The organism is Spirosoma areae, assembly GCF_054781775.1.
The window spans coordinates 557,367-577,269 of sequence record NZ_BAAGTT010000027.1 but is presented as its reverse complement, the minus strand read 5'-3'; the positions used below and the strand labels follow the sequence as shown (position 1 = coordinate 577,269).

At 49.4% G+C, this 19,903-nt stretch carries 22 protein-coding genes and 3 pseudogenes; 18 read left to right on the top strand and 7 right to left on the bottom strand.

Going from position 1 to position 19,903, the window contains the following annotated elements:
* The first annotated feature begins 201 nt into the window (after nt 1-201).
* The 10 genes and pseudogenes from ACYVI1_RS16625 (at nt 202) to ACYVI1_RS16580 (ending at nt 5,093) form a co-directional block, all read left to right on the top strand.
* A complete protein-coding gene (locus ACYVI1_RS16625; RefSeq protein WP_460911757.1) occupies nt 202-738 on the top strand; it encodes a DUF3885 domain-containing protein in 537 nt (178 codons plus the stop codon).
* Between the two features lie 89 nt (nt 739-827).
* Nucleotides 828-917: pseudogene (locus tag ACYVI1_RS16620) on the top strand (hypothetical protein); the annotation flags it as partial.
* A gap of 351 nt (nt 918-1,268) precedes the next feature.
* A complete protein-coding gene (locus ACYVI1_RS16615) occupies nt 1,269-1,637 on the top strand; it encodes a hypothetical protein (RefSeq protein ID WP_460911768.1) in 369 nt (122 codons plus the stop codon).
* A 2-nt stretch (nt 1,638-1,639) separates the two neighbouring features.
* Nucleotides 1,640-2,041: a hypothetical protein gene (locus ACYVI1_RS16610; RefSeq protein ID WP_460911756.1), complete on the top strand. Its 402-nt coding sequence runs from the start codon at nt 1,640-1,642 to the stop codon at nt 2,039-2,041.
* Nucleotides 2,020-3,027, top strand: coding sequence for an RHS repeat-associated core domain-containing protein (locus ACYVI1_RS16605; RefSeq protein WP_460911767.1), 1,008 nt, complete (start codon nt 2,020-2,022; stop codon nt 3,025-3,027). The genes ACYVI1_RS16610 and ACYVI1_RS16605 overlap by 22 nt, the downstream gene beginning before the upstream one ends.
* 5 nt (nt 3,028-3,032) lie before the next feature.
* Nucleotides 3,033-3,293, top strand: a complete 261-nt coding sequence (locus ACYVI1_RS16600; protein ID WP_460911755.1) for a hypothetical protein — start codon at nt 3,033-3,035, stop codon at nt 3,291-3,293.
* A gap of 12 nt (nt 3,294-3,305) precedes the next feature.
* Nucleotides 3,306-3,587 (top strand): annotated as a pseudogene (locus ACYVI1_RS16595) (RHS repeat-associated core domain-containing protein); the annotation flags it as partial.
* A 90-nt stretch (nt 3,588-3,677) separates the two neighbouring features.
* Complete coding sequence (locus ACYVI1_RS16590; protein ID WP_460911754.1) at nt 3,678-4,289, top strand: hypothetical protein; 612 nt, start codon at nt 3,678-3,680, stop codon at nt 4,287-4,289.
* The gene (locus ACYVI1_RS16585; protein WP_460911753.1) at nt 4,276-4,608 is read left to right on the top strand and encodes a DUF6984 family protein; all 333 of its coding nucleotides are present in this window, start codon (nt 4,276-4,278) and stop codon (nt 4,606-4,608) included. Before ACYVI1_RS16590 ends, ACYVI1_RS16585 begins: the two co-directional genes overlap by 14 nt.
* Before the next feature lie 20 nt (nt 4,609-4,628).
* On the top strand, nt 4,629-5,093 hold the full coding sequence (locus tag ACYVI1_RS16580; RefSeq protein WP_460911751.1) for a hypothetical protein: 465 nt from the start codon (nt 4,629-4,631) through the stop codon (nt 5,091-5,093).
* On the opposite strand, the gene ACYVI1_RS16575 is transcribed toward ACYVI1_RS16580, so the two are convergent.
* On the bottom strand, nt 5,065-6,063 hold the full coding sequence (locus tag ACYVI1_RS16575) for a fasciclin domain-containing protein (protein WP_460911749.1): 999 nt from the start codon (nt 6,061-6,063) through the stop codon (nt 5,065-5,067). The genes ACYVI1_RS16580 and ACYVI1_RS16575 overlap by 29 nt on opposite strands.
* Before the next feature lie 167 nt (nt 6,064-6,230).
* On the opposite strand from ACYVI1_RS16575, the gene ACYVI1_RS16570 reads away from it, so the two are divergent.
* Nucleotides 6,231-6,713 carry a hypothetical protein gene (locus tag ACYVI1_RS16570; RefSeq protein ID WP_460911748.1) on the top strand — a complete coding sequence of 161 codons (483 nt, stop codon included), beginning with the start codon at nt 6,231-6,233 and terminating at the stop codon, nt 6,711-6,713.
* Between the two features lie 146 nt (nt 6,714-6,859).
* The gene (locus ACYVI1_RS16565; protein WP_460911746.1) at nt 6,860-7,375 is read left to right on the top strand and encodes an acyl-CoA thioesterase; all 516 of its coding nucleotides are present in this window, start codon (nt 6,860-6,862) and stop codon (nt 7,373-7,375) included.
* A 33-nt stretch (nt 7,376-7,408) separates the two neighbouring features.
* Here ACYVI1_RS16565 and ACYVI1_RS16560 read toward each other — a convergent pair whose 3' ends face one another.
* The 5 genes from ACYVI1_RS16560 to ACYVI1_RS16540 all read right to left on the bottom strand — a co-directional run bounded on the left by ACYVI1_RS16560 (nt 7,409) and on the right by ACYVI1_RS16540 (nt 11,958).
* Complete coding sequence (locus ACYVI1_RS16560) at nt 7,409-7,900, bottom strand: nuclear transport factor 2 family protein (RefSeq protein ID WP_460911745.1); 492 nt, start codon at nt 7,898-7,900, stop codon at nt 7,409-7,411.
* A 25-nt stretch (nt 7,901-7,925) separates the two neighbouring features.
* On the bottom strand, nt 7,926-8,774 hold the full coding sequence (locus tag ACYVI1_RS16555; RefSeq protein ID WP_460911744.1) for a hypothetical protein: 849 nt from the start codon (nt 8,772-8,774) through the stop codon (nt 7,926-7,928).
* A 13-nt stretch (nt 8,775-8,787) separates the two neighbouring features.
* The gene (locus ACYVI1_RS16550) at nt 8,788-10,101 is read right to left on the bottom strand and encodes a serine hydrolase domain-containing protein (protein WP_460911742.1); all 1,314 of its coding nucleotides are present in this window, start codon (nt 10,099-10,101) and stop codon (nt 8,788-8,790) included.
* Nucleotides 10,102-10,133: 32 nt separating this feature from the next.
* The gene (locus ACYVI1_RS16545; RefSeq protein WP_460911741.1) at nt 10,134-10,628 is read right to left on the bottom strand and encodes a hypothetical protein; all 495 of its coding nucleotides are present in this window, start codon (nt 10,626-10,628) and stop codon (nt 10,134-10,136) included.
* Nucleotides 10,629-10,734: 106 nt separating this feature from the next.
* A complete protein-coding gene (locus tag ACYVI1_RS16540; RefSeq protein WP_460911740.1) occupies nt 10,735-11,958 on the bottom strand; it encodes a PQQ-dependent sugar dehydrogenase in 1,224 nt (407 codons plus the stop codon).
* Nucleotides 11,959-12,141: 183 nt separating this feature from the next.
* Here ACYVI1_RS16540 and ACYVI1_RS16535 point away from each other — a divergent pair, with 183 nt between their 5' ends.
* Together ACYVI1_RS16535 and ACYVI1_RS16530 are read left to right on the top strand one after the other, a co-directional pair.
* Entirely contained in the window at nt 12,142-12,438 is a 297-nt protein-coding gene (locus tag ACYVI1_RS16535) for a hypothetical protein (RefSeq protein WP_460911739.1), read from the top strand.
* A complete protein-coding gene (locus ACYVI1_RS16530; RefSeq protein WP_460911737.1) occupies nt 12,431-13,471 on the top strand; it encodes a PD-(D/E)XK nuclease family protein in 1,041 nt (346 codons plus the stop codon). Before ACYVI1_RS16535 ends, ACYVI1_RS16530 begins: the two co-directional genes overlap by 8 nt.
* An 82-nt stretch (nt 13,472-13,553) precedes the next feature.
* On the opposite strand, the gene ACYVI1_RS16525 is transcribed toward ACYVI1_RS16530, so the two are convergent.
* Nucleotides 13,554-14,171, bottom strand: a complete 618-nt coding sequence (locus tag ACYVI1_RS16525; protein ID WP_460911735.1) for a hypothetical protein — start codon at nt 14,169-14,171, stop codon at nt 13,554-13,556.
* A gap of 49 nt (nt 14,172-14,220) precedes the next feature.
* Here ACYVI1_RS16525 and dnaE point away from each other — a divergent pair, with 49 nt between their 5' ends.
* From dnaE to ACYVI1_RS16505, 4 genes and pseudogenes are all read left to right on the top strand, one after another.
* Entirely contained in the window at nt 14,221-17,838 is a 3,618-nt protein-coding gene (gene dnaE, locus ACYVI1_RS16520) for a DNA polymerase III subunit alpha (RefSeq protein WP_460911734.1), read from the top strand.
* Nucleotides 17,839-18,063: 225 nt separating this feature from the next.
* Entirely contained in the window at nt 18,064-18,411 is a 348-nt protein-coding gene (locus ACYVI1_RS16515; protein WP_460911733.1) for an HlyD family efflux transporter periplasmic adaptor subunit, read from the top strand.
* A 146-nt stretch (nt 18,412-18,557) separates the two neighbouring features.
* Complete coding sequence (gene corA, locus ACYVI1_RS16510) at nt 18,558-19,508, top strand: magnesium/cobalt transporter CorA (RefSeq protein WP_460911732.1); 951 nt, start codon at nt 18,558-18,560, stop codon at nt 19,506-19,508.
* An 82-nt stretch (nt 19,509-19,590) separates the two neighbouring features.
* Nucleotides 19,591-19,809, top strand: a pseudogene (locus ACYVI1_RS16505) (mechanosensitive ion channel family protein); the annotation flags it as partial.
* Nucleotides 19,810-19,903 lie beyond the last annotated feature (94 nt).

Sequence of the window (19,903 nt, the reverse complement as noted above, 5' to 3'; positions counted from 1 at the left end):
CCTCACCTAACCCGTAAAACGCTGTCCTTTGCCAAAACGGATGATAGTCATTTTGCGCGTACACTCAACTTTATTAACCATTATAATCAAACTAAATCAGCTTGACATTTACCACTACCGAGCTTGGAAAGTTTTTGAAAAAACGGGAATTAAGCTAAAAAGAATTGGAACAGCGAACGAGAATTTAGACATCTTCAAGAAATGATTTTCAACTCAGCAAAAGAAGTCGATGCAAATTCCAAGAAGATATTTGGAATTACAAGTTTCACAAGCCTTGTGAGTTTAAACAATAGAATTCGTTTGGAACTTGGCGGAGAATTTGATTTTGAGGAAAGGGTAACTATAGCGATTCATAGAGCTACCAGTGTTCTAAATGATATTTTTTTTGATAGGCCTATTTGGCTAAGATTAGTTTCGTGGGATCATGAAATTGATTTGGTATCATTAAAATTAGCTCAATCAGATTCTATACAGTTCAAAAAGAGAGGAAAAGGCAATACTATTTTTTATATTTACTATCCTGCTTACAGTTCTGATCTTATTGCAGGCATTATCAAATCTATTATCGGATTTGATTTAGGATTAGAAGACGGCCTAAATATTAATTGCCTATATTTTAATTATGAAATTCCGGCTGTAGTAAATATTTATGATGATAGAGGTATGGATATTTTGGTTCTTGACAAGGAAGTCGAAATGATTTTAAAAGAGAAATATTCTGAGCTAATAACATTTTAAGTCAGTATTGCTATAAACATAGTATTCTCCACCAAGATTACACCAACCCCAACCGGCTGCGCTTCAACGGTAAAGAAGCCATCCCGGAGTTGGGCAATGGGCTGGTGGATCACGGTGCCCGGCTGAACGATGTGACCATCGGGCGTTGGGGCGTGGTCGACCCGTTGGCCGAGGTGAGCCGACGCTGGAGTCCGTATGGCTACGGCTACCCGGTGCGGATGATTGACCCCGACGGGATGCTGGCCCAGCCCAATGACCGGCCCGAGTTTACCTATTCGGATGGGTATTCCACCCTGAGTAGCCGCTACAGCACGGGCTCGATTACCTTTGAGGGAAGTTATGCAACGGGTGGGGAGGAGCCTCAGCCCCAGCCTAAGCCGGGGCAGGTGGCCCGCACGGCCCCGCAGCGGCAGCAACAAAGCCAGAGCCAGTATCAGCAGATGGTGGAGCGGGGGGATGGCATCGAGCCCGACCATACGATTGATGGAGCGTATATTAGCGGGGCTGTCTTCAAGCCTGTAGCGGGTGTTTTGGGTAGATTATGGTCACGATTATTTGGCAAAACAGTCCAAGAAACGGCTTTGGTTGCGGAACAGGCAATACCATATACTGTTGAAAATATAGCCGGATTTTACGTAAGAGGAAGTTCATCTATTGTAAAAGGCACTTATAACAGAACTATTCAAGCATTAGCTAGCCTTAATGAAGGTACTAGCATTCCGAAACTTTTGAAGGCATTTGAGATGGAAGCAAGATTAGGAGGTGCGAATAAAATAATACTGAGTGGCATAGATATAGTCGAAACAAGGCTAATTAATTCTCAAGCAGCCCAACGATTGGGATATACCTTTCAGCAAACAAGTAACAACAGTATTCAATTGACTAAAATTTTAAAATAATCATGAAAACCATATCTGCTGTTAAAGCTAAATTCTCAAGGTTAAATATAAAGGCTTCCCATACTAAGTTATGGGTAGAAATGAGTGAGGAAAAGAGAGACTTTGTTGTAAGAAATACTGAACTGCTTATTGAGGAAGCAATAATATTATGCTTCTTTCCTAACACTTCATATTGGTGGGCATTAACTAATATGAGTCTAATTTTATACGAAAATGGCAATGTCAGTTATTTTTATTTATCCGAAATTGAAAATATTGAAGTGAAAGAAATTTTTAATAATGAAAAAACAAAGCAGGATTGTGTAAACTTAGACATACACCTTCCAAATAATAACATTAAATTAAAAGTAGAAGAAAACACATGGCATGCAATCTATAGTATATTGAAATTTGTGATAAACTAATAGCGAAATCGCTGAAAGGGGCCACTCTGCGTCAGCGCACCGATTATGACCCCTGGGGCCTGGAGCTATCAGCCCTCGCCTACCAGAACACTACCAACCCCAACCGGCTGCGCTTCAACGGTAAAGAAGCCCTCTCAGAACTGGGGCCGGGGCTGGTGGATCACGGTGCCCGGCTAAACGATGTGACCATCGGCCGCTGGGGCGTGGTCGACCCCTTAGCCGAACTGAGCCGACCCTGGAGTCCCTACAACTATGGCTACGACAACCCGGTGCGGATGATTGACCCCGATGGGATGCTGGCTCAGCCCAATGACCGCCAGGAGTTTACCTATTCGGATGGGTATTCCACCCTGAGCAGCCGCTATGCTACTGGTTCGATTACCTTTGAGGGAGCTTATGCCACCAGCGGGGAGACGGGTAGTATGGAAACAGGCGGGCCGGGACCGGGCAAGGGCAAAAAGTCCAGCCCAGCGCCCGCCAATCCGAGTCCAGCCACAGGCACGCTCACCGACCAGCAGTATGCCGACATTCAGGCATCGGCGGGCGAAACAGGGCAGTTTTTGCTGGAGTTATTTGATACCTTTAACGGCACGAATCTGTCGGGCATCAACAGCAATCCCAATCAGGGTTATATTGGTGGGGGCGCCCCTTCATTTGGCTTTAAGGCACCGGGACTGAATGCCGCTAAGACGGGAGGAAGTATATGGACCTCTACCAAAAAATTAAGTTCGGTTGAAAATGCTTTTGGGCATTTCAAAAAACACGGTGCTGAATTTCCAGAGTTTTATAATGCGAAACAATATGTGGAAGGAGCTAAAAACTTTTTGCATAATTCACCAACAGGAACATTAATGAAAACAAGAACTAATGGCGATATTTTAAAATATCACCCAGTAACGAATACGTTTGGAGTTATGGATGCTTCAGGAGTTCTAAGAACCATGTTTAGACCTTCGGACGGCATGAAATATTGGTTAAAACAATAAATGATATGATGAATGAACATAATTGTAGGGTTTGTGGTCTGTACATTGAGGATTTACCTTGGGGGGAAGATGGAAATTGCCCAACATATGAAATTTGCCCTTGTTGTGGTGTAGAATTTGGTAATGAAGATTACACAATAGAAGCCACAAAACTTTACAGGAAAAAATGGATTAATGAAGGCACTAATTGGTTTGCCCCAAAGGAAAAGCCTGAAAAATGGCATAAAGAAGAACAATTCAAAAACATTCCACAAGAATTTGTATAATAGCAAAGCCCCATAATCGGGGCTTTATTACTTCATTACACCAAGATCATCCGGGCCACCTTCGGCGACTCGGCGGGAATCGCCCTGCTGACTCAGCGCACCGACTACGACCCCTGGGGCCTGGAGCTATCGGGGCTGGCCTACCAGAGCACCACCAACCCCAACCGGCTGCGCTTCAACGGAAAGGAGAGCCTGCCCGAACTGGGGACTGGTTGGCTGGATTTCAGCCGACGCGGGTATGATGCCCTGATTGGACGCATGCATCAGGTGGATGCAGCCGCCGAGATGTTTGCCCCGGTGTCGGGCTACAGTTTTGGCTTGAATAATCCGATTTTCAACATCGACCCCACCGGCGATACGACCGTGCCCTACAACCAGTTGGATATGCACACCTTTGACACCCAGCGGGATGATGTCCTGCTGAATGCGTTGACAGTGACAGCTCAGCGACAGGGCGATACCGGCTCATCAGGCACATCGTCGGGGGAATGGCTGGTCAACGAAAGCGGGCAACGCATCAATCGAAATGGCAGCTTATACCGAGACCCGAATAGTTTTTTCACGACCAGTTTGTTTATTCAGCCCAAATCAGAAGGTAGTGAGTGGGTGGATTGGGCGGATAATATATTGGCTATCTTTAGTCCGTTCAAGGCTTTGCAAGGGTTAACCTTAATGGGCAAAATCAATCCTTTTAGCAAGCCGATTGCAGCTAAAGTGTTAGCAGAGAAAATTGCTGTTAAATTTACAACTGCAATAAGGTTTGGCAATGACCCTAATCAAATACACCATGTGTTTCGCCATACGGACGAACTTGGACTTAATCGTATGGCAGTACAATCAGCAGTACAAACTCATGTCTCTAGGCTTGTATCCCAAATAGTGCCAGGTCAACCTTTTAACCGTGTGATTGAAATTGCTGGTCAACGAGTTCAATACACAGCCTTTAAATTACCTGATGGTACAATTAACGTCGGCAGAATACATGGCACTCCGTAGATTATTAGAAGACGAAAAACGACTTATAGCTCAATTGTTAAAAGTTTCTGATTTGAAACTAGGACCTGAGTGGATGGAAAATATATTGGTTGAGCCAATGAACGATGGTGGTATGGGAAGCTTAAAATTCTTCTCAAACGATCCCAATCACATTAGTCGAAAATTTGAACGAAAAATTAGCGAAATACAGTTTTCAGATACTGATAATGTCTTAGTATTAGTATCATTAAATTTGGACAGCTTTGGTCAATTATATGAACTTGATGTTTGGAAAACCGACTTTAGCCCTCTCATAAAAATCCCAGAAAGCTTTGGTTAATTATTTTTCCCGACGGCAGTTTGAAGCAGGACCTCAACCGGGGCATCACCACCATCCAGTACAATATCCTCAAACTGCCCAAGCAAATCAGTTTCAGCACCGGCAAAGTTGTCTCCTTCACCTACACCGCCAGCGGCCAAAAACTCCGCATGAGCACCTCCACCGGCCTGACCCGCGACTACCTGCCCCACGCGGAGTTTGTCAACGGTGCGTTTGGCCACCAGACAACCCCCGAAGGGCGGGCCTATGCGCCGGGCATCTATGAGTATGCCTACGCCGACCATCTGGGCAGCCTGCGGGCCGTCTACACCGACTCGGCGGGCATCGCCACCCTGCGCCAGCGCACCGACTACGACCCCTGGGGCTTAGAGTTATCGGGTCTGGCCTACCAGAGTGGCACCAATCCCAACCGGCTGCGCTTCAACGGCCAGGAGAGCGTGAAGATTTATTATTCACTTACTGCGGCAACAACAATCGGTCGATGATGTGCACCACGCCATTTGTTGCCGTAATGTCTGGCCCGGTAATGGTTGAGGCCATACTGCCATTGCCCTTCCCCGTAACGGTCAGGGCAGTGGTGCTGGTGCCGACGGTCAATGTGCCTCCCTGTACTGTGCTCAGGCTGCCCCCTCTGGTAATCAGGGGTGTATAGGTCCGGCCGTTTAAAACGTGATAACTCAAAACGGAGGCCAGAGTAGTGGCCGGTGTTTTGGCAATCATGACGGAGTCGAAACCTACCGCCTGAAAGGCCGCATCGGTCGGGGCAAAAAGCGTTAATGGTCCGGTGGCCGTGAGCGAACTGCCAATGCCTGCTTTAGCAACTGCAGCCTGAAGAAGTTTGAACGATGCCGTTGGCAGCAATAGCGGGATGCTCTGAAGGGTGGTAACAATATCACCGAAGACAGGGGGCAATAATACCCGGTCGATGGCGTAAATAACGCCGTTACTGGCCTGCCCATCGGCCTGTAGAATTCGTGCTCCATTCACCGAAACGGTAGTCGATGAGGCCCCGGAAGTCGTACCCGACGACACTTTGGAAATAAACACCGATGTTGTTGGCAGCAACGTTTGCCGGGAGGTATTGACCGCCGTGGGTATGGCCAATGACTCAAGGCGGGTTGCCAGAACATGGTATTGCAAAACGGCTTTCAGCAACTCGACGGGAGCGGCATTGATGGTCGCGGCATCGACGTAGCCAAAGGCTCTGAACGCATCGTCGGTGGGGGCAAAAAAGGTGTATGTGCCTGCCTGGCTGAAGGTTCCGTCAAGGCCCGTCCGGGCAAGAGCCGCTTTGAGCAGGGTGAAACGGCTGCCGGTATTGACAAGTTCGGTAAGGCTGGAGAGCGCCGGGGTATCGCTTTCTTGTTTTTTACAGGCGGCAAAGGCAACAGTTAGCGCCGACAGTACCGACAGAAACAAGCCCCATCTACGCAAAATGGGTGCATGTTGGTTCATATACATCATTGGTTGGGAGTTGGTAAACAATGGGAACAGTTGTCCCGATTGAAAAACGACCGTTCATTCGTTTTGTTTAGGACAACCCCAGGCGATTAGGCAACGTTACCTGCCAATAACCTTTAGGCCATCCGAATCGTTTGGTTGAAAACCGTTTCTCAATCTCTATGCACAACCGGATAAGCTACTTTCTGCTGGCTCTTGCTGTTGGCTGCCAGAGCAATTCCTCGCAACAGGATACGAGTGATTCAACCCAAAGCCGGTCGGCATCTGAGCTGGCATCAGTCTCTGACGCGCCGGACACGCTTTGCTTCTGGCGAAATCAGCAGCGCGATACTGTCACCCTCCGCCTGATTACAAATGGCCAGCAGGCTACGGGCTATATTGACAGTAAAGTGTATGAAAAAGACCGGGCACAGGGCCCGTTTGAGGGAACAATTCACAACAACCAAATCAACGCCAACTGGAAACGGTCGGGTGAGGGCGTTACGCAACCCTACGCGCTTGACCTGACTCTCAACGGCAATACCATTAGCTGGCAGGAGGGCGAACGCGTTGAGCAACAGGGTAAATGGGTATTGAAAGAACCAGCCACCGGCTACACCTACGTGCTCACGAAAACCAATTGCCCACCCGAACCCCTGCGGTAGGATTTTGTTGGGCGTTGGGTCATTCACAAACCAACGCCCAATTTAGTAGTACCAAATGTCACCCGTTATTTGCCCATTCCAGTTTTGGGTAGTTGGTTTGCAGCGCAGTTAGCTGTTTTTGGATGACTGTCAACCGATATTAAAAAATGCCCCTGCCCAAACATGCCCGCGAGTCCATAACGGTAATGACCGAAATGGTACTGCCGAATGACACCAACACGCTCAACAATCTGATGGGCGGGCGATTGCTGCACTTCATGGATATTGCGGCTGCTATTGCCGCCCAGAAACACTCGAACCGGATTGTCGTAACGGCATCGGTCGATAATGTATCCTTTTCGGAGCCTATCCGGCTGGGCAACATTGTGACCATGAAAGCGCAGGTGACGCGGGCCTTCAGTTCGTCGATGGAGGTGTTCATCGAAGTATGGGCAGAAGATATTCCGGCAGGTATTCGGGTCAGCACCAACAGTGCGTTCTATACGTTCGTAGCCGTTGACCAGAGTGGCAGACCCATTGAAGTTCCGGCGGTGATTCCTGAAACCGACGATGAAAAAGACCGCTACGCCAGTGCACTGCGTCGGCGGCAGTTGCGCTTAGTGCTGGCCGGGCGCATGAAACCCGAAGACGCAGCGGAGTTAAGGGAGTTTTTGAAAGTCTGAACCAGGAAAATCACCTAAATCCTGGTTCAGACCTCAGTTAGCCAGTTTTAACGACTGCCACGCTACCATCTGCCACTGATTTCCGGTGCGGACATACACATCGGTGTAGCGCAGGCGCATGGTGTTTGTCTGTCCGTTACTGGTGACTTTTGTCCTGCATAGACCGTTAATGACGGCCGTATTTCCGTACACGCGCACCTTCTGCTCTTCGGGGTCGATAGCCTCGTATTTTGTCCTGCCCTCCCGAATCGCCTGAATGTACGACTGCTTGGTGTCGGTGCCGCCATGGGAGTGGGTGTAAATCAGGTCATTGGACAGAACCTTCTCCAGCACCGCATAATCGTTGTTTACCTGAGCCACAAATCGTTGCTTTTCAGTATCGATAACCGCTTTTTCATCGGCAGATGCTGCCGTAATTGACACCGAAGCGGCCGCCGAGGGCGAAACCGCCGTGGCAGCCCGGGGCGTTTGCGCCCACAAAAGCGGAGCGTACAGAAATAAGCCAAGGAATAGGATACGTTTCATGGGCAAAAATCAGAAGCGTTAGGGATCAATAATAATACTTCGTTAAGGTCGATACAACGACCTGGGCCTGACCCGGATATTGCGAAAACTCGACCTGCCGGATGAGCCGCTTGCTGGCATCGTAACTGTTCTGGTAGGTAGAAACGTAGGTATTACTACTTCCCGAACTACCGTAATTGGCCGTTTTTTTAACAAGTGCATTGCGGCTCGTTTCTCCCAGAAAGGTAAGATAGGCCGGGGGCGAATAATAATCCAGATCATAAACGAACGTCCGGGTGTTATCTAAATTACCTGTCGAGCGGCTGTATTCATCGATCCGGGTGATGTTCTTCTGGTCGATTGTAATCACCTGCCGGCCACTTGCTTTGACAACACCCTTCAGAATACCGTCTGCCGAATACTGCCGCAGCGTGTCGAGGCCATTGGGCAATTGAGCATTATCGCCCTGCATCCGTTTGGTATACGTAAGCACCCGGCTTTGAGTGCTGTCCAGCAAAAATGAGTAGGTTCGTGTGCCGCCATCGTTGGTTTGGGTTTCGGTCATTCGGCCATTAGCGTACCCGTAGCTGTATTGATTTTTGAACGTAAACAACTCCTTGTCAGTAGCGCTGGTCTGCGTTAGCACATGATTGATTAACCGATTCCGGCTATCGTACCGAAACGAATGGTCATCCGACGCGATGAAAGTATAAACCTTGCCATTCACAGTATCCATTGCCACGTTGGCAGGGCCAGGCGGAACGTCTGCGTAAAAGACCGTCATCCGGCTTATCCGCTCAATCTTAGCCTCTACCGGATCAGTCTCCGGGTCTGATCGTTTGCAACCGAACAGGCATAAACCAGTAAGTAGCAGCAGTAGAAGTGAGCGAAACATAGCTGGGTTCAGTTTATCGTTGTTGGGTATTCATCTCCGTGATGGCCTGATACACCAGCACTTTAAATTTATCGGTCAGGTCGCCGTAGCTGTTCGGCACTTTTTGCGTGTAGAGGAGTGCTACGATGTTTTCTTTCGGGTCAACCCAGTAGGTTGTCCCAAAAAAGCCGCCCCAATCGAACGTACCCTGCGACACGGGCAGTTGGGCCGCACTCCGCTCCGACGTCAGGGAAAAACCTAAACCAAATTTATTGATCCCCACGTTTAAATCCCCGATTTGGTTGGTCGTAATCAGCCGCACGGTTGTTGGGCTGAGAATTCGTTGACCGCCATATTCACCCTTGTTGAGCATCATTTGCAGAAAAATGGCGTAATCATACATCGTCGACGACAACCCCGCTCCACCCGAATAATACGTGCCTTTCTGTTTCGGATAATCGGCCGATATGCCCCCCCGGGACGGCATGGGCCGAACAGCCGTTGTCGAGTCTTCCGTATAAACCATTGTCAGCCGGTTTTGCTTTGGCGCGGGCAGATAAAAATAGGTATCGGTCATGCCCAGCGGCTCAAACAACCTCGTCCGCATAAACTGGTCGAGCGATTGACCGGACAGTACCTCAATCAGGTAGCCAACGACATCGGTACTAAGGCCATACGTCCACTTCTCACCGGGCTGGTGAATGAGGGGCAAAGCGCCCAGCCGGTTCATGGCATCAGCGAGCGTACCGTCGGGGGTGCCAATGCCACTCGGAATCTTGTTTTTGGCGTACATCGCCACCGCTTCTTTGGTGCCAATGCCGGGGTAACTAATGCCCGACGTGTGGGTCAATAACTGCCGAATGGTGATCTCTCGTCTCGACGGAACGGTGGTGTACGACGAATCCTGTGCGTTGAATTTATCCAGCACCTTCGGGCTTTTAAACGCCGGAATATACTTCGAGACCGGGTCATCGAGCAGGAATTTACCTTCTTCAAACAGCAGCATCAGCCCAATGCTGGTGATGGCTTTGGTTTGGGAGGCTATCCGAAAAATAGCGTCGCGTTTGAGGGCTGTTTTCGCCTGAATATCATCCTGCCCGTAGGCTTTGTGGTAGACGATGCGCCCATTTCGGGCCACCAGCACGCCAACCCCTGCCTGGCGCCCTTTGGCGATGTAGTCGTTGATGACAGCGTCCATGCGCTGGAGCCGGGCCGTACTCATACCGACCGATTCGGCAGGCGCTTCTTTTAACATAGGCCCAGACGATGCAACCTGAGTACCAGGCGTCTGCGCGGTGGCTGACACAAAAAAACCGGCCAGCAGGCCGGTTAACATGACTGTTTTCATAAAACCGGGATTAGGAACCGGTGCGAAGATAGTTATTTCAGCGTGCCGGAAATACTACCCTGCCGGGAAAGCGTGATGCCGCTTTGCAGGGTTTCGGTGGTAGTGTTGATAACGATGGTTTTTTCAACAAACTGCCCTTTGGCCGTGTACTTGGCATCGGCATACGTTTTTCCATCAAACACAAGCGGTTCGCTTTGTTTGTCAATAACGGCAAAGCTTGTCTCCGTTAGTTCAGCCGTCATGGTTTGTTTGGCAAGACCGTTGAAGAGCAGCTCAAGGTAAAGCTGATTGCCGGATTGCGCTTTGGTGACGGTGATTTGCACGTTACCGGTTTCCCGGCCTGTTTCAAGGCTGTTATTTACCAGCGTTGATGCCTGATAACCACCATTATAAATCCCAACATACTGGTCGCGGGGGTCAACCCCATCTACACCACCGGATTTTTTACAGGCTGTGACGAGCGATCCGATGATGAGCAAAGCAAGGAGCGTACTGCGGAAGGATAGAGTAGCATTTCGAGTTGCCATGAGTTTAGTTTGACTGGGTTATGTTCACAACTTGTCTATCAAACGCCGTGCCGGATTTTTAAGTATAAATTTGCCCGGAAAGTGCCAATTTCCCGTTGCGATTAACTTATTTACCTGCACTACGGGCCGAATAGGCAACCCGGTAAATTACCCCATTGGCATCGTCTGTCACCAGCAGAGATCCATCGGTGTGCTGAGCAATGCCACAAACCCGGCCAAACTGTTCTTTGTTGCCGTTGACTAACCAACCTGATACAAAATCCTCGATACCCGTAGCACGGCCCTGCTCGTCAAAACGCACCCGCACAATTTTGTAGCCCGACGGTTTGGCCCGGTTCCAGGAGCCGTGCATGGTCACGAAGGCATCGTTCTGGTATTCCTTCGGAAAGCTGTTTGCGGCCCCAGCGCTGGCTGTGTTGAACACCATATCCAATGGCGCTGCGTGGGCGTCGTATAGCTGAACGGGCTTCATAGTTTTAGCCGCGTATTGCTCCGGCGTTTCGTTGGCGGGCTGTGGATGCGGGGGAAGTTTGCCGTTCGCGTACACGTAAGGCCAGCCGTAATCCGCGCCTTCTTTGATTTCATTCAGTTCTTCGCGCTGATCCTCGTCGCCGAGCCAGTCAATGCCATGATCGAATCCCCATAATGCCTTTGTGATTGGGTGCCAGCCAAATCCAATGGTGTTCCGCAGTCCCTTTGCAAACACCCGACGCCCGGAGCCATCGGTGTTGACCTGCAATAACGTAGCCGATTCTTTGTTGCGTTCATCACAGGCATTACAGGTACTTCCTGCCGACAGGTACAGTTTACCGTCGGGGCTGAAATGCATAGTTCGGTTGGGGTGCTGACCTGCGTCGGGCAGGTCGTCATAGACCATTTTCAGTTCACCCAGCGTTCCGTCGGGCTTGATGTCGACGACGAACAACTCCCGAATCGAGGTGATGTAGAGTTTCCCGTCGCGCAGGGCTAAACCGTGCAGATCTGGCTTTTGGGCCACATCTTTGATAAGTTCGGCCTTGCCGTCTTTATTGGCGTCGCGCACCAGCATAACGGTGCCTTTCGTCCGGTCAGACACATATACGTCGCCGTTGGGAGCCACCGCCATCATGCGCGGATTACCGGCTTTTTCGGCAAATTTGGTAATGGTAAAACCCGCCGGAACTTTCAGTTGGGCCACGCGGGCGTCGGTAGCCTCGACCTGCTGCGGCTTGAATACATTAACGGCATACCCATCTTTAACCGTCTTCTGGTAATCATTCTGTGCCTGGGTGATTTGTGAACCCACCAGCGTCATTGTGGCAAAAAGCAACGAAGTGTATTTACGTTTCATACGTTGGGAAAAGAAATGAACGGGATAAAGTGAGTCAATTTGATGTTCATTCCCGTAACTGCCTGTTGGCCTTTCTTGTTACGAGAACCTGGCTGGCTACCTGGTTCGCCATCTATAAACTCACGCCGACCGTGAAATTTACGTAGGTTTACTTTATGGCAATTTTACTGAACGAATCATTCCGTGGAGATTACCCAAACCGACACCGACCGCATCCGGCTATTACTGGAAACGTTCCACCCCGACACCAGTGATGTTTCGTTCACAACGATTGCCAATGCCAACGCTTTTCTGAAGCAGTTTGGTCTGATGCCTCCCTATAAAGGAGTAAACCAGCTTTTTATTGGCACCAATACCTATCAGGTTGAGTATACCTGGCAAGTCCGCTGGATTTACAACGAAGGGCCACCCGCGAGACTTTGGGAGAATATGAAAATAAAGGCGCTGACCATTAAATTGACAAAAATCAAAGATGAATAATCAAGATCGACCTAATCTATTTTCTTACGCCACCAGCGAATTGTCGCAGGATGCGTTCATTTGCTGGCTGGCTGCCTGGGCTGACCCGAAGTGGAAAGACGAAGATCCTAAGTTGCACCAAGCAGGTTTTGAATTTATCATCTCTATGATTCACAAAGTGAAACGAGATTATAATCCGGCAAATATTAAAACCGTCAAAGTTCAGCCGCAGGTCAAAAAACTGGACATTTTAATCGAAATCAATAAAGAAGAGTCAGACAGCAAGCTGGCTATTTTAATTGAAGACAAAACGCATACCAGCAACCATTCTGACCAGTTGAATCGGTACTACAAGCAGGTTAGCGAAGAGGGATACAACGAGAGCCAAATGATACCACTTTACTTCAAGACGGGCTATCAATCTAAATTTGATACGCTGGGTGTCTTTGAGACGTATCTACGTAAAGACTTTTTAAAAGTTCTACGACATGGTAAAGTCAACGAGTTGACCAATGCCATTTACGACGATTTCCTACAGCATTTGGAGGAAATAGACACTGTCATTCAGCAATTTTCCACAAAAGAACTGATACACTGGCAGAACAAGGACTGGATTGGCTTTTTTATGGTATTATACGATAGCCGACCCAAGTTGTATGAGCCATTGGAGGATGACCAAGCAAACTGGAACTACGTAGCAAACCCAGCGGGCGGCTTTTTTGGATTTTGGTGGTATTTCAAAGGCGTGCCAGACGAGCCCTTCGTGCCTTATCTACAATTGGAGCAACACTCGCTCTGCTTTAAAATTATGGTCGAAGGTGAATCGGATAAACGTGATGCCCGTGATAAAGCTTACCAAAAAATAAAGCAGATGGCTTCTCAACTTAATGCAATAGTAGAAAGACCTGAGCGTATGGGAAATGGCAAATTCATGACTGTAGCCCGATGGAAAGATGACTATCGCGTGTTCAGAAATGGGCAATTAGATTTAGACGCTACATTAGAAAATCTAAAAAAAGCACAACAGATTTTAGATACAGCCTTTTCAGTATGACCACTTCCCCCAACCTCTCTCCCACCGCCTTCTGGGATGTAGACATGCGAATGCTGAAAAACCAGGTCATTTTAGGAGAGACTTACACATCTGACTTCTGCCTATAGGCACCTAACTGCCCCACTATCCAGTCAAACACGCCCAGCAGTTCGCCGGGCTGGTTGAGATAATAGCGTTGCGTATCAATTGTAACCAACTGATCCTGAAGCGTTAAAAATTGCCAGTCCTCGCCCGTTGTCACGCAGCCGTAAATAACTGGCACCGGATGATCCTCCTTGATATTGTAAAGCCGTGCCCCCAGCATCTGCGCTACGCACTGCCCCAGCCCCAATTCGATGTTATCATTTTTAGCTTCGACCAACGAGAAAATCGGGGCCTGCACCACGTAGGAACTTTGAAAGCTAATCAGAAAATCACACTCTCCGTTCAAGTCATTGTCAGGATCGACGTTCAGATTATAGCCCGAATAGATCTCGAACAAATCAGCGTGTCGCTCCTTGAATTCAAATAAAATAGGCGAAACAATCCGTTCTGATTTAGCTTTCTCCGTCAGCATCACCGACCGGGCAGCAATGGCCAGCGATTGTTTCAGCCAGTCGCTCAGGCTAACGTGTTCTACGTCAGGAAACAATCCTTCGCGCTTTTCCTTTAGCTGAAACTGGCGGTAAACTTTTGCCAGTGTAAAATTGGAATAGGCCATTGGGTTACGCGGTTTTTTGTCAAATTTACAGTAAAATAAGGTCAGACCCATGCAATTCTCACACCTCCACTGCCACACCCAATACTCGCTGCTCGACGGGCAGGCCGACATTAAAAAGCTGATTAAGAAAGCCAAAGCCGACAATATGCCCGCTGTGGCCATCACCGATCACGGCAATATGTTCGGCGTGTTCGAGTTTGTGGCCGAAGCCAGCAAGCAGGGTATCAAACCCATTGTGGGTTGTGAGTTCTACGTGGTGGAGGACCATACCAAAAAGCAGTTCACCAAAGAGCAAAAGGACATTCGGTATCATCAACTGCTGCTGGCCAAGAACGCGCAGGGTTATAAAAACCTCGCGAAACTCTGCTCACTGGGCTACATGGAGGGCTTGTATGGCAAGTACCCGCGCGTGACCAAAGCTTTGATCGACCAGTACAAAGAGGGGTTGATTGCGTCTACCTGCTGCATCGGCGCATCGGTGCCGAAAACGATTCTGAAAAAAGGTGAGGAAGCGGGCGAAATCGAATTCAAGTGGTGGCTCGACCGCTTCGGCGAGGATTATTACGTTGAACTGCAACGCCACGAGATTCCCGATCAGATCAAAGCCAACGAGATTTTAATCAAGTTTGCCCGCAAGTACAACGTTAAGATTATTGCATCCAACGATTCGCATTACGTCGATCAGGACGACTGGGTAGCGCACGATATTCTGCTGTGCGTGAACACCAACGAAAAGCAAAGTACGCCGTCGATGAAGGACTTCAGCGACGACGACGTGATGCCCAAAAACACGCGCTTTGCCTTCTTCAGCGACCAGTTCTATTTCAAGAACACGCAGGAGATGACGACGCTCTTCCACGACCTGCCCGAAGCCATTGACAACACCAACGAAATCGTCGGCAAGGTCGAGACGCTGAAGCTCAAGCGCGACATCATGCTGCCCAACTTCCCCATTCCGCAGGAGTTTCAGCAACATACCGACGACGTGCTCAATCAGTGGGAATATCTGCGCCACCTGACCTATGAGGGGGCCAAAGAGCGTTACGTCGACATTCTGCCCAACATTCAGGAACGACTTGATTTTGAGTTGTTTACTATTAAAACAATGGGATTCGCCGGGTACTTCCTCATCGTGGCCGACTTCATCAAAGCCGGGCGCGATCTGGGCGTGATGATTGGCCCCGGACGTGGGTCGGCAGCGGGCAGTGCGGTAGCGTATTGCACCGGCATCACCAACATCGATCCCATCAAATACGACCTGCTGTTCGAGCGGTTCCTGAACCCCGACCGGAAATCAATGCCCGATATTGACACGGACTTTGACGACGAAGGCCGCCAGAAGGTGATTGATTATGTGGTGCAGAAATACGGCAAGCAGCAGGTCGCGCAGATTGTGACGTATGGCACGATGGCCTCTAAATCGTCCATCAAAGACGTAGCGCGGGTGATGGACTTACCGCTGCAGGACGCTAACGCCATCGTGAAACTCGTGCCAGACAAGCCGACCTACAACATGACGCTCAAGCGCATCTTCGAGGATCCGCTCGATGGGCCGGGCGGTTTGGCGAGCGTTATCCAGCCCGACGAGATGGAGAACGTGAAGCGGATGCGGGCTCTGGAATCGGGCGACAAGAGTGCGGCTCAGGCTATGCGGATCGTTGATTTCGAGAAGGTGTCGGCGGTACTTAAACAGGCCCGCAAACTCGAAGGTACGGTACGAAATACCGGCCTGCACGCGGCTGGCATCATCATCGCGCCCAGTGATTTGTCGGACATTGTGCCGGTCTCGACCTCGAAAGATACAAACCTGATTATCACCCAGTATGAGGGGAAAGTCATTGAGGATGCGGGGGTTATCAAGATGGACTTTCTGGGGTTGCGAAACCTCACGATTATTAAGGAATGTCTGCGGTTAATTAAGCAAAACCACGACCTCGCTATTTCCATCGACGACATTCCGCTCGACGACGAGGAAACGTATAAGCTTTTCCAGCGGGGCGAAACCAATGCCGTGTTCCAGTTTGAATCCGACGGCATGAAAAAGCACATGAAGGACCTGAAGCCTGACCGCTTTGGCGACCTCATCGCCATGAACGCCCTTTATCGTCCGGGGCCAATAGCCTACATTCCGAACTACATCAACCGCAAACACGGCCGCGAAGAAGTCAAATACGACCTCCCCGAAATGGAGGAACATCTGGCTGATACCTACGGAATTTGTGTCTATCAGGAACAGCTCATGCTGATGTCGCAGAAGCTCGGCAACTTCACCAAAGGCGATGCCGACGTGCTGCGGAAGGCAATGGGGAAGAAAGACAAGGCCACGCTCGATAAGATGAAAGGTAAGTTTATGGATGGCTGCACGTCCAATAAACTGAACCTGAAAATCTGCGAAAAAGTCTGGACCGACTGGGAAGCCTTTGCCTCCTACGCCTTCAATAAATCGCACTCGACCTGCTACGCCTTTGTCGCCTACCAGACGGCCTACCTTAAAGCCCATTACCGGCCTGAGTACATGGCCGCTGTGTTGACGAGCTGCCTCGGCACCATCGACAAGATTACATTCTTCATGGAGGAATGCAAAAACATCAACATTCCGGTACTTGGCCCGGACGTGAACGAATCGGAGCGGTTCTTTGGGGTTAACAAAAAGGGTGAAATCCGCTTCGGGATGGGCGGTGTCAAGGGGGCGGGTGATGCCGCCGTTGAAGCCATCATTGAGGAGCGAAAAGCAGGCGGGCCGTTCAAAGATATTTTCGACTTCGCTATTCGGGTCAATCTCCGAACGGTCAACAAGAAAACCTTTGAATCACTGGCCTATGCAGGGGCTTTCGACAGCATCGACGAATACCACCGGGCGCAATATTTCGAGATGGCCGATGGCGATACATCACCCTTTTTAGACAAAATCATTCGGTACGCCAACAACTACCACGCCGAGAAAGCTGCTGCCCAACAGTCCTTGTTTGGGGCCATGACGGGTGGAGAGCCGATGATTGCCCGCCCCAAAGCCCCCATTGTGACGGAGTGGAACCAGATTGAAAAGCTGAAATTCGAGAAAGACGTGGTCGGTTTTTACATCACCGGACACCCACTCGATGAGTTCAAACTCGAACTCGACGGGTTTTGTAACTGCACCTTAGGCGAGATTTTCGAGACGCGCCAGCCCGAAATTAAAGTGGCCGGAATTGTGTCATCGATGCAAAGCAAAATTGGCAAAAACGGCAACCCGTTCTGTATTTTTAAAATCGAAGACTACAATACATCCATTGAAATGGCCCTGTTCGGCGATGACTATGTCCGATTGGGGCAGTACATCGAAGTGGGGCGATTCCTGCATATAACGGGCAAAACCCAAAACCGCTGGAACTCTGAGAATCTGGAATTTAAGCCCACCACCATCCGGCTCCTGACCGAGATGCGCGAGAAATTCTGCAAGGAACTTCGCGTATCGCTCACTATCGACTCACTAAGCGCTCAACTTGTGGCCAAACTCAATGAACTCGCCAACGCCCACCCCGGCACTTGTACGCTGTCACTCAATATCGTGGACCATGCTGAGCGCATCGAAGTCAGTTTACAATCGCGAACGTTGAAAGTCTCCCCTGTCAACTCATTCCTGCGGGCCTTGGAAGCGATAGATGGCGTGAGTTGCAAGGTGGCGTAAGTTATTATTTTGTCAGCCTGAAACGCTCTATCATCAACCTCAAATCGTGAATACTAATAGGAATTGAAATCCTGAAGAATATCTCCCTTCAGTGCAGCAATATCTTCGGAATGATACGGATGTGTTCCTTCATCAGGTATTTCATAGTCCTGTGCTCCGCTTAATTTAGGCTGAATCCACCTGCGGCCATCTATTAGCCGCTCTTCAACAAACGAATCGGTATGATTGGTTTACGTTGCCCCGCCGACAAGGGATTACTTCGGCGAGTTGCGCGTGCCACAGCAGAATGCGGGCAAAGTGCAAATTGGGCAGGCTGTACTGGTGAAATTTGCAGGGTATCCCTATCAGGAATTTGGCGCCGTGCGGGGACGTATTACGGCCATTGCCGACATTCCGCTTAAAGACGGCGTGTTTCTGGCAAACGTTCAGTTGCTCAGCGGCCTGAAAACCACGTATGGCAAACAGTTAGCCTACAAAACGGGCATGTCGGCTACGGCTGACATCATCACCGAAGACAACAGGTTGCTCGAAAAACTGTTCTATCAGCTTCGTAAAGTGACGAACGGGCAATAAGCACGGTACTGGCTGGGGTGTAGGACAAGTTCATCTTTTTAGACAGGATTACAGGATAGAAAGGATTAACCTCAAACTTGTCTTACGGTGCGCGGTCGTCTGATGGTTTCTGCGAACTTTGCGGTCGTCACCTGCCACTCTGTTTTATGATTCGCATTTTTCAGCAAGACGAGACCTCCGTTCGCAAAATCCGCGATATTGACTCCTTTTCCGATACCGAACGAACGCTTTGGGTAGACCTGCAAAATCCAACGCCCGCCGAAATCAAGAGCGTTGAAGAAAAATTCGATGTCGATTTTTTGAGCCAGCAGGAGCAGTTGGAGATTGAAAGTTCATCGCGCTACATTGAAGAAGATGACTACCTGATTGCCAACTCCAATTTTTTGGTGCCTGACCCGGAGCATCGGTACGTGACGGTGCCCGTGAGTTTTATTCTCAAAGACGATACCCTCTTTACCTACCGCAACGCCGACCTGAAGTCGTTTGCCGATATGGTGCGGAAAATCAAATCCAAACGGACGGTCTTCACCGATGGCGGGCAGATCATGATCGCCATCTTTGAGTCACGAATCGACTACGACGCCGATTTGGTTGAGTTGGTATCGCAGGAAATTAAAGCCATCAACCGGATGCTTGACCTCGACGCCACGCTCGACCGCGAAACCCTGCTCAGCATCAACGATTACCAGGAACTAACCATGTCCATTCGGGAGAATGTAGTGGATAAACAGCGGGTAATTTCATCCATGATTCGCTCGGATGGCTGGTTTACAGAAGGTGAGCAGGCGCGATTGCGAACGCTCATCAAAGACATCAACTCGCTCATCGAACACACGAACTTTATTTTCGAGCGACTGGAATTTTTGCAAAATACGTATCTCGGTCTGATCGATCTGGAGCAGAACCGGATCGTAAAAATCTTTACTGTTGTCTCCCTGATTTTCCTGCCACCAACGCTGCTGGCCAGCATTTGGGGCATGAACTTTCAGCAAATGCCCGAACTGGCATCGAAGTGGGGCTACCCGGTGGCCCTGGCATCCATTGCGTTATCATCCTTGCTGACGTTATGGATTTTCCGGCGCAAGAACTGGCTTTAGTGCCCGACAAATAATGAGAATTCAGCGAAAGGTTTGCGGTAAGAAAGTCAATTAGTTTTGTGTTTAGGCGACCCTTCAAAAGGTAGTCGATGCCTGCCCCTACGCCCTGAAAGACCGCGAACACGATGTGCTGATTGCCAAACTAAATGCCAACTCGCGGGAGTACGATGTGCGGGTCTGGACCAGGAGCAGCACTTACTGGGAAACCTACTATTACATGCTCGAAAATATTGCCCGGCAGTTTGTTGCCGATGGCATCGAAGCCCCCAAACCGAAGATGTTCATCACAAACGAAGAGTAATTGCTGAGCTACGTTTCCGACGCTGAAACCCCGCCCGATTGAGTTGTTCAGTCGGGCGTTTTTTTAGAAATTGACTTCCATTCAGATTTTAGAG